Here is a 15,764-nt window from a genome sequence, read left to right as displayed (position 1 = left end):
CCTTTAAAAGAAAAATCGATTCATGAATCTAATATCATCAAATGCTTGTAATTGGTCAATAGAAATTCTTGAACCGATTCTAGCCATCAAACAATTTGCTGGATGACTCGTAATTTCTGGATCGTCTGTTGCAAAAATCTCAAGGCCCCCATATCCCATAAGTTTTTGCATTAATTTTTTATATTCATATACATCGAGGCCAGAATTTTTTAAATCCCAGTGCCAATAATATTCTGTCGTTAATACAATGTAGTCTTCATATTCATCTGCAGCGAGACTAACTTTAATCAATTCACTTCCTAAATGTAAATGCCTATAAGGTAAACTGATTTCAATTGCGCCTAATTCTATTAAGTATTCTAAATCACCGCTCGACCATCTTTCTAAAGGATCAGGATAATGAAAAGTCACATACCCAACAATGTGTTGTTCTTTACGTAATATAAATATTCTACCTTCTTCTAATTCACTGATTTCTTTAACTGCTTCAAATTGATCTTTCGGTGGGCGAAAGGCAGATAAACCTTCATCAAATGTCATTGTTTCAAGTTTACTACATGGAATAGGGCCTTCAATGACAAACTGTCCTTCGTCTAACTGATATGTTTGGGATTGATACGTTTTAATATGTTTCATTTTTTCACTCCAAACTACCACATGGGTATTCTGTAATCAATCTTATTATTTATATTATAAGTGATAATTGAATAAAATAACATGTAAATGAATTCGCTTACACTTATTATTTTGAAAATTTTGAAAATGTTAGTTATAATAATTTTTGAAGAGACGATTTCATTCAGAGGGGGATTTAAAATGAAAGTAGAAGTATATAAAGGGGAAAGTGGAGATTTTAACCTTCAAAACTATGAAACAGAATATAATCAATTTGATTGGAAAGAGGTAGAAAAGTCATTTTCATGGTATGACACAGGAAATGTGAATATGGCACATGAATGTATTGATCGTCATGTTGATGAAGGTAAAGGGGAAAAAATTGCCTTACATTATAAAGATGATCAACGTAAAGAAAGTTATACTTTTAACGAAATGAAAGCAAATGCTAATAAAGCTGCAAATGTGCTTAAAAATAAAGCTAATGTTGAAAAAGGGGATCGAGTTTTTGTATTTATGCCGAGAACACCGGAACTCTATTTTGCTCTTTTTGGAACGTTAAAAATTGGTGCTATTGTCGGTCCATTATTTGAAGCGTTTATGGAAAAAGCAGTTGGCGATAGATTAGAGAATAGTGAAGCTAAAGTTATAATTACTACGAATGCGTTACTACCGAGAATACCAAAAGATAAATTACCACATTTAGAAACTATTGTAGTGGTAGATGATGAAGTAGATGACGCTTACGTTGATTTTAATACTGAATTTGAGCAAGCAAGTGATCAATTTGAGACTGAATGGTTATCTTTAGATGATGGTTTAATCTTACATTACACTTCAGGTTCTACAGGACAACCAAAAGGTGTATTACATGCACAAAGAGCTATGTTATTACATTATATCTCTGGAAAATACGTATTAGATTTTAAAGAAGATGATGTATATTGGTGTACTGCCGATCCAGGTTGGGTAACTGGTACATCGTATGGGATATTTAGTCCTTGGTTAAATGGTGTTACAAACTGTATTGCTGGTGGTAGATTTTCACCAGAAGCTTGGTATGGAATGATTGAAGAATTTAAAGTTACTATATGGTATACAGCACCTACAGCATTAAGAATGTTGATGAGTGCGGGTGATGATATAATTGAAAAATTTGATTTATCATCAGTTAAAAGCATCTTATCTGTTGGTGAACCATTAAATCCTGAAGTCATCAAATGGGCTAAAGATGTCTTTGGTAAACGTGTACTAGATACATGGTGGATGACTGAAACTGGTGGCCATATGATAGTGAATTATCCTTCTATGGACGTTAAGTTAGGATCTATGGGTAAACCACTACCTGGTGTAGAAGCAACAATTATTGATGACCAAGGAAATGAATTACCACCAAATAGAATGGGAAATCTTGCAATTAAAAAAGGATGGCCATCTATGATGGTTTCCATTTGGAAGAACCCAGAAAAATACGATTCTTATTTCATTGGTGATTGGTATGTATCTGGTGATTCAGCTTATAAAGACGAAGATGGATATTTTTGGTTCCAAGGACGTGTAGATGATGTAATTATGACAGCTGGAGAACGCGTAGGTCCATTTGAAGTAGAGTCCAAATTAGTAGAACATGAAGCAGTAGCTGAAGCGGGCGTCATTGGTAAACCTGATCCTGTCAGAGGAGAAATTATTAAAGCGTTCGTCGCATTACGTCCTGAATATGATGAATCAGATGAATTAAAAGAAGAAATTCGTAAATTTGTTAAAGAAGGCTTAGCTGCACACGCTGCACCAAGAGAAATTGAGTTTAAAGATAAGTTACCAAAAACACGTTCAGGTAAAATTATGCGTCGTGTACTTAAAGCATGGGAGCTTGACTTACCCGAAGGTGATTTAAGTACCATGGAAGATTAAATAAAAACTAATTCAAAAATAGAACTTGTTATTCTTGAATAGTAAGTTATATAGCACTTAACCTAAACGACCTTTATATCTCTTTAACATATAAGAGATATAAAGGTTTTTTCAATTAGAAAGAAAATAGTGTTTATATAACCTAAACTTTTAATATTACACTTGCGATAGTGGAAGCGCTATCTATAAAAGTCGACAACGCAACTTAAGTTGGTTAATATAAAGTATGTAAGGATTTATTTTTGTCAGTAGTATATATGATAAATATATAGTGATTATTGATTTAAAAATTAATTTTAGAAGGGACGAATGAATTTGACACATTTATCTGATTTAGATATTGCAAATCAATCTACATTAAAACCAATTGGGGAAATTGCAAAGAAAGCTGGTATTCCAGCGGATGCATTAGAGCCTTATGGTCATTACAAAGCAAAGATTGATATTAATCAAGTTCAACAAAAAAATGGCAAGGGCAAAGTAGTCTTAGTAACTGCTATGAGTCCAACGCCAGCAGGTGAAGGGAAATCAACAGTTACAGTTGGCTTATCTGATGCATTTAATCAACTTGGACAAAATGTCATGGTTGCACTACGTGAACCAGCTTTAGGGCCAACTTTTGGTATTAAAGGTGGTGCTACTGGTGGCGGTTATGCTCAAGTGCTACCTATGGAAGATATCAATCTGCATTTTAATGGGGACTTTCATGCTATTACAACTGCAAATAATGCGTTATCAGCTTTTGTTGATAACCATATCCATCAGGGGAACGAGTTAGAAATAGATCAAAGACGTATCGAGTGGAAACGTGTTTTAGATATGAATGATCGTGCATTACGTAACGTGATTGTTGGTTTAGGCGGCCCGACTCAAGGCGTACCTCGTGAAGATGGTTTCAATATTACTGTAGCTTCTGAAATCATGGCAATTCTCTGCTTAGCAAATGATATAAATGATTTGAAAACAAAAATTAGTAATATCACAATTGGTTATACTCGTTCACGTAAACCAGTGACAGTGGCAGATTTAAAAGTTGAAGGCGCATTAGCTATGATATTAAAAGATGCGATTAAACCTAATCTTGTACAAACTATTGAAGGCACACCAGCACTTGTACATGGTGGACCATTTGCTAACATTGCTCATGGTTGTAACTCTATATTAGCTACGGAGACTGCAAGAGACTTAGCGGATATCGTTGTTACAGAAGCAGGGTTTGGATCTGATTTAGGTGCAGAAAAATTCATTAATATTAAAGCACGTGAAGCAGGTTTTGAACCTTCAGCAGTTGTTGTAGTTGCAACAATCCGTGCTATTAAAATGCATGGCGGTGTAGCAAAAGATAATTTAAAAGAAGAAAATGTAGAAGCATTGAAATCTGGTATCGTTAACTTAGAACGTCATGTTAAAAATGTAAGAAAATATGGATTAGAACCAGTTGTAGCATTAAATGCATTTGTGCATGATACAGATGCAGAAACAGAATTTGTGCAACAATGGGCAAAAGATCATGGTGTTCGTCTAGCTTTAACTGAAGTATGGGAAAAAGGTGGCCAAGGCGGCATCGACTTAGCTAATAAGGTATTAGAAGTTATAGAACAACCACAAACATTTAAACATTTATATGATTTAGAACAACCTTTAGAAGATAAAATCGAAACGATTGTTAAAGAAATTTATGGTGGTTCAAAAGTGACATTCAGTAGTAAAGCACAAAAACAATTACAACAATTCAAAGATAATGGTTGGGATCATTATCCAATTTGTATGGCTAAAACGCAGTATTCATTTAGTGATGATGCTACGCAATTAGGTGCACCTGAGGGCTTTGAAATTACAATCCGTGAATTAGAAGCTAAAACAGGGGCAGGATTTATTGTTGCACTAACAGGTGCAATTATGACTATGCCTGGATTACCTAAGAAACCAGCTGCTTTAAATATGGATGTGACTGATGATGGCCACGCAGTTGGATTATTCTAAAATTACTAACGCTTGATACTGTATAAATAATGACTATAGAAAATGATTTGCGATAACTAAATTTTAATAGTTACATTAAGTATAAAATATTTTCATTTGGTTTATGATTGATAAAATGATAATACATAAGGGAGTAGGAATGAAATCATAGTTGCTTGAATGGTTTCACAATCCTACTCCCTTAAATTTAGCTATAGTAATTTAAGTCAAAGCGTTTATTTTGATAATAAGTGTTGGCGAATATTGAACTTTTCAGCTCTTTTATAATCATATTCTGTGATTTTCCCTTCTACTAACATTCGTTTTAATACATAATGTTGTCTATCTAGACCAATTTGTATATCTGTATCCGATTTTAGACTGCCATTGTCTTCATAGGGTGTATAAAAATAAGGGCTTTGCAATAAACCTACTAAATAGGCCGATTCAGCAATATTTAAGTCTGATGCTGGCTTTCCAAATAAACTATATGAAGCTGAAGCTATCCCGGATATGTTTGAGCCATTATAATCACGTCCAAATGGTACGATATTTAAGTACGTAAATATAATTTCATCTTTGGTCAATAAATTTTCAGCTCGCATTGATAGAACTAACTCATTCGCTTTTCGGTTATATGTTTTTTCGTTTGTTAGTAATTGATTCTTAACAAGTTGCTGTGTTATTGTACTGCCACCAGTGGCACTTTCAGTATTAAAAATATCCTGGCCAACTGCTCGAACCAAAGCTTTAGGTAAAATGCCATTATGTCTGAAAAACAAACTATCTTCTGAAGCGGTTAATGCTTTGATGACATTTTTGTTAACATTTTTAGGTCCAACAATTAAGGTGTTCATGGATTCGTTATACTCAGTTAAAATATGTTTATTGTCATAATCTATATCTTGACTACCGACAATGTAAAGTAATTTAAGTCTTAAATCGTCGTCAGACATATGTATTGCTTCTTTTGTAATACTTTGAAAATAAAAAACAGTCATTGCTAATATAATCACCGAGGTACATGTTAGTATCGCAAACAAGCCGATGAAAATATGTTTCAGTTTTTTATAGATGCTTTCAAATTTATCAAACCATGATGGTTGATGCTGATTTTCAACTGTTTGATGCGTCATATACAGCCTCCTTATGTATGCAATATTATAACATAAATTAACATATTGACTTTTAAATTATAGTTACTTATAATTAGTATCAATTCGATATCGTTTTTTGGATAAAGGAGAAGTAACTTCTTGTGTTATCTTCAGAGAGTTAGTGGTTGTTGTGAACTAACGTTGCACATTTTGTGAATACACCTTATTAATTAAAGTAATCCAAACGTTTTAGTTAATGAACGTATCATTAATAAAGTTGTTTGACTTAAGTATGGTGGTACCGTGCGCATGCGCCCTTACATTAATTTGTAAGGGCGTTTTTTTAATTTTTAACAAAGGTAACGTTATTATTGCAAAACTTTTATCCGAAACGAAATCATAAATTAAAACAGGAGGCTGATACAATGGCAAATGCACTATTAGAAGATTTAAAATGGAGAGGCTTGGTTTATCAACAAACTGATGAGTCTGGTATAGAAGAAATATTAAATAAAGAGCAAGTCACATTATATTGTGGTGCAGACCCAACAGCAGATAGTTTGCACATTGGGCATTTATTACCATTCTTAACATTGCGTCGCTTCCAAGAACATGGACATAGACCACTTGTATTAATTGGTGGTGGAACAGGTATGATAGGTGATCCTTCAGGTAAATCAGAAGAACGTAAATTACAGACCGAAGATCAAGTAGAAATCAATGTACAAGGAATCAGTAATCAAATGCACAAAATTTTTGAATTTGGTACTGAAAAAGGTGCTAAATTAGTTAATAATAAGGACTGGCTAGGCCAAATTTCTTTAATTGATTTCTTACGTGATTATGGTAAACATGTAGGTGTAAATTACATGTTAGCCAAAGATTCTATTCAAACACGTTTAGAACACGGTATTTCATTTACAGAATTTACCTATACGATATTACAAGCGATTGACTTCGGACATTTAAATAAAACATATAATTGTAAAATTCAAGTTGGTGGTTCGGACCAATGGGGAAATATTACGAGTGGTATTGAATTGATGCGCCGTATGTATGGTCAAACTGAGGCTTATGGGTTAACAATTCCATTAGTTGTGAAGTCAGATGGTAAAAAGTTTGGTAAAACTGAAGGTGGTGCAGTTTGGTTAGATGCTGCCAAAACGAGCCCTTATGAATTTTATCAATTTTGGATTAACACGACAGATGAAGATGTAATCAAGTTTTTAAAATACTTTACTTTCTTAGAAAAAGAAGAGATTGAAGCATTGGAAAAATCATTAAATGAAGCACCTCATTTACGTGAAGCACAAAAAGCATTGGCCGAAAATGTAACACGCTTTATTCATAGTCAAGCTGCTTTAGACGATGCGATACGTATATCTAAAGCTTTATTTGCAGGGGACTTACAATCACTTTCTGCGACGGAATTAAAAGAAGGATTTAAAGATGTGCCACAAGTAGAATTAAATCAAGAGACGACAAATATTGTAGAAGCAATCGTTGAAGCTGGAATTTCTTCTTCTAAGCGACAAGCACGTGAAGATGTAAATAATGGTGCTATTTACATCAATGGTATAAGACAAAAAGATGTTAATTATGAACTTACTAACGATGATAAGATTGAAGATGCGTTTACAATTATACGTCGAGGTAAGAAAAAATACTTTATGGTTAATTATAAATAATCATTTTTATGCAGCAGTCTATTTGAATCTAGTAGATTGCTGCTTTTTAATATAGTTAAATTTGAGATTGATTAAACGCTGGTCAATATTGATTAGACCTTAAACTATAATACATATGAGTTCAAGATAATTTTTCTCGCGCTTTTAATAAGCAAGAGGGCATTCTGTAATTATTGTATGGAAAGTGATTTATGCGTAAATTAAATTAAAAAGGCTATAAAAAATGTGCAAAGGAGGTAAAACCGAGCGAGGTTTATACAGTCCTAAGCACATTCTGTTTAATAATTTACAAATATCTTAGATGGTATTAATTGAACGGTGAGCTTTTTTCTTCACTTGACCCTTCAGAAGATTGTGATGTTGTTTTTTGTTTTTTTAATGTTACATCTACTGTTTGTTGTTTACCTTTACGTTCAACAGTCAATTTCACTGAATCACCAGGTTTTTTATTTTCATAAAGATAAGAACGAATATCTGTATCTTCTTTAACGTTTTTATCATCAATTGCTGTAATAATATCGCCTTCTTTAAGACCATTATCACCATCAACTTTTGCTACGTATGCGCCATCTTTACGTGATGTTTTAAGTTGATCTTTATATTCGTCTGGAATTTCGCTGACATTGAGTAACCCAATACCTATAGAAGGACGATCAATTTTACCTTTTTCTACTAGCTCTTTAATCGTAACTTTAACTTCGTTACTTGGTATAGCAAAGCCAATGCCTTCCACTTGTTCATTAGCAATCTTCATTGAGTTTATACCTACTAGATTTCCATTGATATCTACAAGGGCACCACCAGAGTTACCTGGGTTTATGGCTGCATCTGTTTGAAGTACGTTGACTTTGTTGGAACCAGCTGATGTTTGTGTATCAATTGTACGTTCACTTGCTGAAATAATTCCAGAAGTTACGGAATTAGCAAATTCTAAGCCTAATGGGTTACCCATGGCAAATACACTATCTCCAGTCTTAACTTTTGAAGAATTGGCAAAGTTGATTGCTTTTGTACCCTTAGTTTCATTAATTTTTAGTACTGCCATATCAGTTAATGCATCTTTACCAATCAATTTAGCATCTACTTGTTTAGAGTTATGAAGTTGAACTTTGATTTCACTCGCACCATCTATTACATGATTATTAGTAACGATGTACGCAGAACCGTTATTTTTCTGATATATTACACCAGAACCTACACCGGCTTCTTGCGCTTTCGAAGATTTACCCTTTAATAAATCATCTAGGTTTTGAGCTTTTTGCATATTGATGACACCAACAATTGCTGGAGAAACATCATTAATCATTTGATTGACGGAATCATACTTTTCGCTTTTTCCATCAAGCGTATTTCCACCGTTGCCAGTGTTTGACGCTTCATTTACAGATGAGCCATTATCGTTTAATACTGTAGTTTCCATTAGTTTACCGACACCTAAGACAATAAGGGCTCCAATGATACCAGCGACTAAGGCAACTATAACTGTTCTAAACCATGGGAATTTAGGTTTTTGCCTTATCCGTTTATTTGAGGTGTATTGCTCTATGTTTTGTTGGTAATTTTGGTTGTTGTTTGTATTTTGCTCATTGTTAAATTCTGACATATTCTACCTCCAATTAATACTATATATCCTATTATGAAAGTTTTGTGCAACTTTTTCTAGTATACCACTATACGACTTTAGACTGAAATATAAATCTTCTTGTCCATAATCGTACTAAATGATAAAATCAATGGGGAAAGATAAGCAAAATGAAGTAGGTGCAAAAATGTATAAATTTATAAGTGGTTTGTTGAAATTTATTATTATAAAATTGAGTAATTCGTTAGAAGTTCAAGGAAAAGAAAATATACCTCAACTTCATAGGTATGTAGTGACTTGTACGCACGAGAGTTATAATGAAGTAATCATGTTAGGCACAGCAATTTATCCTAACCAAATACATTATATGGCTAAAAAAGAACTATTTAATAACAAAGTTTTTGGTAAATTTTTATCGTCGTTAAATGCATTTCCAGTAGATAGAGATAATCCTGGACCAAGCACATTAAAAAAACCGATAAAACTGTTAAAAGAAAATAAAACTGTTGGTATTTTTCCAACAGGACATCGCATGAAGTATGATGAAGGTTCACCAATGAAAAGAGGGGCTGTAACTATAGCGATGATGGCACAAGCGCCGATTTTACCTGCAGCTTATGTTGGACCAAAAGAAATAAAAGGGTTGGTTACTGGAAAAGCGATTATCAGATTTGGTGAACCAATAGAAACTAAACATCTTCCAAAAGACATGAAGCGTAATGAAAAATTAGAGTATTTAACTAAAGAATTAGAGCAAAGAACCATTCAATTACAGTCAGAATTAAATGACTATGTAAAAAATTACTAAATAAAAATATTAATATATTGGAATAATTAGACTTTTTTTATTTTTGATACGTAATCTTTAAATCATATGTTATTATATAACTGTACAATAACAGTTAGTAAAGGGTTTACAAACACCACGTGGACAATATTGTGCATGTGGTGATTTTTTTGGGAATTTATTTTGAAATGGGGAATATTTATGTATAGTTTCTTTCAACGTTTAGGAAGATCACTTATGCTACCTGTAGCTGTATTACCAGCAGCAGCCATTATCGTTGGTATAGGTAATGCATTAACTGCACTTGGCATATTGCCTACAGTAGCTGCCTTTTTCTCTACGGCAGGATCAACGATTCTTGAACAATTGGGTATTTTATTTGCAATTGGTGTTGCATTAGGTATGGCGAAGAAAAATGATGGCGCAGTTGCACTTGCGGCAGCCGTTGGTTTTTTCTTAACGACAGTTGTACTGAGCCCAGAAAAATTAGCGCCATTATTAGGCGTGAAAGAATCTGGTGTTAATGCAGCATTTGAACAAATGAATAATCAAAATGTCTTAATTGGTTTGGTTATTGGTTTAGTGGCAGCATATACGTATAACAGATTTAGCACAACAGAATTGCCAACAGCGTTATCATTCTTTAGTGGGAAACGTTTGGTACCTATTTTAACTGCGTTTTTCAGCATATTTATAGCAGTTATTATGTTATTTGTTTGGCCAATTGTGTACTCAGGCATTGTTACTTTTGGGACGTGGATATTAGATTTAGGACCTGGAGGGGCATTTTTGTATGGATTTTTCAATCGTCTCTTAATTCCAACAGGACTACATCATGCATTAAACGCGGTATTTTGGTTTGATTTAGCTGGTATTAATGACATTGCAAAATTCCAAACTGGTGATGGCGCAGTTCAAGGTGTTACAGGACGTTATATGGCCGGTTTCTTCCCGGTAATGATGTTTGGTATCCCAGCCGCCGCATTAGCGATGTATCATACAGCAGAAACAAAACAAAAGAAAAGAGTTTACGGGTTAATGTTTGGTGGAGCTATTTCAGCGTTTTTCGTTGGAGTTACGGAACCTATTGAATTTTCATTTATGTTTGTAGCACCGCTATTATTCTTAATACATGCTGCGTTAACGGGTTTATCTTTGTTTATAGCCGCTTTATTCCATTGGACAGCAGGATTTTCATTTAGTGCGGGATTAATTGACTTTTTATTATCGTTGATTAACCCAGTAGCAAACCATCCGATGATGTTAATGGTTCAAGGTCTTGTATTCTTTGTTATTTATTACGTCGTATTTAGATTTGCAATCAAATGGTTGAAACTAAATACGCCTGGTCGTGGTGATAATCTATTACCTGATCCAACATCCGATGAAGCTACTACAGGAGATGCCGAAGATTCGCCTGAGACTTCAAGTACAGGAAAATCACAAACAGGTAAATATTCAAAGACAGCTAGCCAAATCTTAGAAGGCTTAGGCGGTAAAGAAAATATTGTAACATTAACAAACTGTGCTACACGATTACGTATGGAATTACATGATAATAATGTGATTGATGAAGCTAAGATTAAAGGTGCCGGTGCTGTTGGTGTAACGAAGAGTGGTAAACACAATACACAAGTTATCATTGGAACTCAAGTCCAACAAGTTGCTGATGAAATAGAACTTCAAATGGAAAATTAAAATAAAGGTATTTTAGACATCTAACTCGCTGAAATTTATAATATGATTTCAGCCTGGTTAGGTGTTTTTTAATAGCTGAATCTTGTAAAAAGAACTGTTGATTTGTTTAACAAAACACTGTAAATGCATTGCTCTTTTGTTTGTAAAATAGTACGATATAATAGTATCAGAATTTTCTGATTAAAGGAGAGTAGGTAGTATGAAGTCGGTATTATTTGATGTTGATGGCGTTTTTTTAAGTGAAGAAAGGTGTTTTGATGTATCGGCGTTAACCGTATATGAAATGCTTATGAGTAAGGATTATATTGGGTTAGATCCCTCGATACAATTTGAAAATTTGAGTGATGAACAAATCACAGAAATCAGGGATATTGTATTCTATCATGATGAGATATTAACTAAGCTAAAATCACTTGGTTTAAACTCAAATTGGGATATGCTATTTGTTGTAATAGCTATTCATTTCGTTGATATTTGTAAAACTTTATCTGCTGATGCGTTAGCAGAAATTTTAAATCCTGAAAATTTTGGACAAGCAACATTACAAAAAATAGGGAATCAAATTTCTGATATAACATTGAACTTTGACGCACCATTATCATTTTTAGAACATGTGCGTACAGGTAAAGATAATATATATCAGGACTTGATTAAGTATGTGAGTGAACAATTAGACACACAACAAACAACACTATTTGAGTTGAAAAGTCCATTTTGGTTACTTTCACAGGAAATTTATCAAGAATGGTACCTAGGTCATCAACTTTATAATCAGGTTGAACAAAAATTGAATCGTTCTGACTTTAAAAAAGGTTACATATATAATGAAGTGGTATTAAGACCAGTTGATGAGATTAAGCAATTGTTAGAAGACTTAAAAGCAGCAGGATATCATATCGCGATCGCCACAGGGAGACCGCGCACGGAAACGTTAGTTCCATTTGATACAATTGGTATTAAAGACATATTCGAAGATAAACACATTGTGACTGCAAGCGAAGTACTAATTGCTGAAGATATTTATCCTGAATTGAAACCTTTAGGTAAACCAAATCCATTTAGCTATTTGGCAACACTTGAAGGCAATTTCGAAGAAGATTATAGAAAATATGCAACAAATCAAGAAAATCGAGTTGTTAAAAATGAAGTTTTTGTAGTAGGGGATTCATTAGCTGATTTGCTAAGCGCTAAAAAAATTGGCGCAACTTTTATTGGTCCTTTAACTGGATTGAAAGGTCAAAACGCACGTGAAGAACTAGAAGCTTATGAAGCAGATTACATAGTCGATCATGTAGGCGAGATAAGAAATATTTTATTATAATGGTTGCTGACACATTGCAAATTTATTTTCTTAAAAATGATTATAAATTTGTAGATGTGTCATTTTTTTGTCTGAATCAATTAAGAGTAATAATCAAGTTGAAAACATTAAAACTAATGTATATTAAATAGCATAGTTTAGTATCACCTTTTAATGTCTTGAGCGACATTAAAATGAGAATGGTTGAGCATTAAAAAGCGCGAGTAAGAAATTTTAATTAAATTCCTTACTCGCGCTTATGTTATTACATGTATTTAAAAGGAAAGAGCATTAAATATTGTAATTAATATTATTATCAATTTCTAATTCTACGCTTCTAATTAAATTGAAACCTTCAATTTGGTATAGACCGTCAATAACATCTTCTGTTACAGGGTGGTCGATTGATAAAATCATTAGTGCGTTACCACCTTGATTAGTACGGCCGAGGTGCATAGAGGCAATGTTGATACCATATTCACCTAAGATTTGACCAGTACGTCCTACAATACCAGGTCTATCATTATGATTAATTACCAGTTGATGTTGTTCAGGTTTAAAGTCTACTGGATAGTCATTAATACGAACGATTCTTGGACCATAACCGTTTAATACAGTAGCACCAATTTTGATTTGTTTGTCTTTATTGATAAGCGTTAATTCAATATAATTACTGAAACCACGGTGTTTTGTATTTTTTTCAATGTTATAAGATACACCTTGCTCATTTAGAAGTACTAACGCATTAATCAAGTTAACACGTTCAGCTAAATCTCGTTTTAGTACTCCTGATACTAATGTTCTAGTCAATAAACTTGTATCATCTAGCGCGATGTCACCTTCGTATTTAATGTGGAGTTCACGAGGTGCTTTTTCAAGTAGTTGGATGCCAACTTCACCTGTTAATTTGCTTAATTCGATATATGGTTTTAACTCATCATTGATTTCACTGTAAGTCATACGTGGTGCATTTATTGCATTTAATACATTACCGTTTTCAAAAATATCTACGATTTCATTAGCAACTGATACAGCTACTTTTTCTTGTGCTTCAACTGTAGAAGCACCTAAGTGAGGCGTAACAATAATTTTTTCATTTTCTACAAGAGGGGATTCGGTTGCTGGTTCTGTTTCAAAAACATCAATCGCTGCACTTTGTATTTGATCATTATCTAAAGCTTCTACTAATGCTTCTTCATCAATAATACCACCACGCGCTACATTGATGATTTGTAATGTTGGTTTTGCTTTTTCAAAAAATGCTTTACCAACGATACCTTTTGTTTTAGGCGTTAATGGTGTGTGTACAGTAACGAAATCTGCTTGTTCTGCAATTTCTTCAACTGTTGCACGTGTTACATTTAATTCTTTAGCTTTATCTTCTGATAAATAAGGGTCAAAGGCTAATATATTCATACCGAAACTTTGTGCGCGTTTTGCAACACCAAGTCCAATTCTACCTGCACCGATTACACCAAGTGTTTTATTAAAAAGTTCCGTACCTCTATAAGTCTTACGGTCCCATTTTCCATTTTTTAATGATTGATGTGCTTGTGGGATGTTTCGTGCCATCGATAAAATCATTGCCATTGAATGTTCAGTGGCAGAAATTGTATTACCATCTGGTGCATTGATTACTATCACACCATTTTTGGTAGCGGCATCCACATCGATATTATCTACACCAACACCAGCACGAGCAATTACCTTGAGGTTAGGTGACGCTTCAATAATAGCTTCAGTGACTTGTGTTTGGCTACGTACAATCAATCCTTGGTAATCTTTAATTTCTTCAATTAATTCATTTTCAGTTAAATCTGTATTAATTTTAACTTCAAAATCTTTATGGTCAATTAAACTTTTTAAACCTTCTGGTGAGATTGGATCAGATACTAAAATTTTATACATAAGCTTTGACGACCTCCATATACTTAGTGATTGCTTTACCAACATAAGATTCATTTCTAAATTCTGTTAACAGAATCTCCAATGCTGAAACTACTTGTAAAATATCAAATGGAGAGATTTGCCCCATATGACCAATGCGTAATATTTCGCCTTTTAAGTGACCTTGACCGCCAGCAATTGTAATAGCAAAACGGTTTTTTAATTCATTTTTGATGAAATTTAATTCATCTTTTGTTTTAGGAGTAAATGCAGTGACCGTAGGCGAAGCATATTCGTCTTCGACTAGTAAATCTAATTCTAGTGCTGTCAATGCTTCTCTAAGACCATCACGAATTGCATAATGACGAGCGACTACATTACTAAAACCTTCTGCTTCAACTAATTTTGCATATGCGTTTACACCTCTAAACAACGAAACATTAGGTGTGAAAGGTGTTGAGTTTTCAGACTGTGATTTTAAATATTTGTTCAAGTCTAAATAAAAACGTGGCGTTGTAACTTCGCTAAAGCGTTTTTTAGCACGATCATTGTAAGCTACAAATGCTAAACCGGGTGGTAACATGATTGCTTTTTGGCTACCTGAGATAAGGACATCAATTGCATCACGTTGTAAATCCACATCTACTGCACCGATACAGCTTACGCCATCGACAACAAAGTAAATAGATTCATCATATGCTTTAAGTGCATGGCCCAATTCGCTTACTGGATGCAATACAGCTGTTGAAGTTTCACAATATTGGCTGTAAACAGCCGTAATATTAGTATTTAAAGATTTCAAGAAATCTATGAAGTCAGGTACATTGACAGCTTCACCCCATTCGACCTCGAAAATATGTACATTATTGTAATAAGTTTCTGCAATTTGTTTAAAACGATTACCAAATGCGCCAGATACGATAATAACAATTTCATCATCTGGATTTGCAAGATTTAGCATACTTGCTTCTAGTGAGCTTGTACCACTGGAAGTAAGTATCATTACATCATTTTGTGCACCAAAAATTGGTTTAAGTGCACGAAATGCTTCTTCAGCAATTGCTTCGAAATCACTTGATCGATGACCGACCATAGGTGACTGTGTAGCATGTAAAATTTGTTCTGGTACTGGTGTAGGTCCTGGTGTTAGTAACAAAGGATGATAATATTTCATGAGTAATTCCCCCAATGCTTAAGATTGTACAAGTTTAGCAAATTTTCAGATAATATAAAAGTG

The 15,764-nt window shown here is 33.7% G+C and carries 11 protein-coding genes; 6 read left to right on the top strand and 5 right to left on the bottom strand.

The window, feature by feature from the left end:
- Window positions 1-3: 3 nt before the first annotated feature.
- On the bottom strand, window positions 4-636 hold the full coding sequence (locus tag D9V42_RS01105) for a GNAT family N-acetyltransferase (protein WP_107555152.1): 633 nt from the start codon (window positions 634-636) through the stop codon (window positions 4-6).
- 180 nt (window positions 637-816) lie between these two features.
- On the opposite strand from D9V42_RS01105, the gene acsA reads away from it, so the two are divergent.
- Together acsA and D9V42_RS01095 are read left to right on the top strand one after the other, a co-directional pair.
- Window positions 817-2,526 (top strand): acetate--CoA ligase, encoded by a 1,710-nt coding sequence (acsA, locus tag D9V42_RS01100; RefSeq protein ID WP_107555151.1) that lies wholly within the window; start codon window positions 817-819, stop codon window positions 2,524-2,526.
- Between the two features lie 315 nt (window positions 2,527-2,841).
- Window positions 2,842-4,509 carry a formate--tetrahydrofolate ligase gene (locus D9V42_RS01095; protein WP_122062810.1) on the top strand — a complete coding sequence of 556 codons (1,668 nt, stop codon included), beginning with the start codon at window positions 2,842-2,844 and terminating at the stop codon, window positions 4,507-4,509.
- Between the two features lie 215 nt (window positions 4,510-4,724).
- On the opposite strand, the gene D9V42_RS01090 is transcribed toward D9V42_RS01095, so the two are convergent.
- Window positions 4,725-5,624, bottom strand: coding sequence for a biosynthetic peptidoglycan transglycosylase (locus tag D9V42_RS01090; protein ID WP_107555150.1), 900 nt, complete (start codon window positions 5,622-5,624; stop codon window positions 4,725-4,727).
- 386 nt (window positions 5,625-6,010) lie between these two features.
- On the opposite strand from D9V42_RS01090, the gene tyrS reads away from it, so the two are divergent.
- Window positions 6,011-7,273 carry a tyrosine--tRNA ligase gene (gene tyrS / locus D9V42_RS01085; RefSeq protein ID WP_122062540.1) on the top strand — a complete coding sequence of 421 codons (1,263 nt, stop codon included), beginning with the start codon at window positions 6,011-6,013 and terminating at the stop codon, window positions 7,271-7,273.
- A gap of 307 nt (window positions 7,274-7,580) precedes the next feature.
- Here tyrS and D9V42_RS01080 read toward each other — a convergent pair whose 3' ends face one another.
- Complete coding sequence (locus D9V42_RS01080; RefSeq protein WP_122062538.1) at window positions 7,581-8,876, bottom strand: S1C family serine protease; 1,296 nt, start codon at window positions 8,874-8,876, stop codon at window positions 7,581-7,583.
- A gap of 166 nt (window positions 8,877-9,042) precedes the next feature.
- Here D9V42_RS01080 and D9V42_RS01075 point away from each other — a divergent pair, with 166 nt between their 5' ends.
- The 3 genes from D9V42_RS01075 to D9V42_RS01065 all read left to right on the top strand — a co-directional run bounded on the left by D9V42_RS01075 (window position 9,043) and on the right by D9V42_RS01065 (window position 12,661).
- Window positions 9,043-9,663 carry a lysophospholipid acyltransferase family protein gene (locus tag D9V42_RS01075; protein WP_122062808.1) on the top strand — a complete coding sequence of 207 codons (621 nt, stop codon included), beginning with the start codon at window positions 9,043-9,045 and terminating at the stop codon, window positions 9,661-9,663.
- A 180-nt stretch (window positions 9,664-9,843) separates the two neighbouring features.
- On the top strand, window positions 9,844-11,340 hold the full coding sequence (gene nagE, locus D9V42_RS01070) for an N-acetylglucosamine-specific PTS transporter subunit IIBC (RefSeq protein ID WP_122062536.1): 1,497 nt from the start codon (window positions 9,844-9,846) through the stop codon (window positions 11,338-11,340).
- A gap of 199 nt (window positions 11,341-11,539) precedes the next feature.
- Complete coding sequence (locus tag D9V42_RS01065; RefSeq protein ID WP_122062534.1) at window positions 11,540-12,661, top strand: HAD family hydrolase; 1,122 nt, start codon at window positions 11,540-11,542, stop codon at window positions 12,659-12,661.
- A gap of 270 nt (window positions 12,662-12,931) precedes the next feature.
- Here the strand turns inward: D9V42_RS01065 and serA are convergent, their stop codons facing one another.
- Together serA and D9V42_RS01055 are read right to left on the bottom strand one after the other, a co-directional pair.
- Window positions 12,932-14,548, bottom strand: coding sequence for a phosphoglycerate dehydrogenase (gene serA / locus D9V42_RS01060; protein WP_122062532.1), 1,617 nt, complete (start codon window positions 14,546-14,548; stop codon window positions 12,932-12,934).
- Window positions 14,541-15,701, bottom strand: coding sequence for a pyridoxal-phosphate-dependent aminotransferase family protein (locus D9V42_RS01055; protein WP_122062530.1), 1,161 nt, complete (start codon window positions 15,699-15,701; stop codon window positions 14,541-14,543). Before D9V42_RS01055 ends, serA begins: the two co-directional genes overlap by 8 nt.
- Window positions 15,702-15,764: the final 63 nt, after the last annotated feature.

The organism is Staphylococcus pseudoxylosus, from assembly GCF_003697915.1.
GTDB classification, from domain to species: domain Bacteria; phylum Bacillota; class Bacilli; order Staphylococcales; family Staphylococcaceae; genus Staphylococcus; species Staphylococcus pseudoxylosus.
Note: the sequence above shows the minus strand (reverse complement) of the source record. Positions and strands in the feature narration are given on the sequence as shown.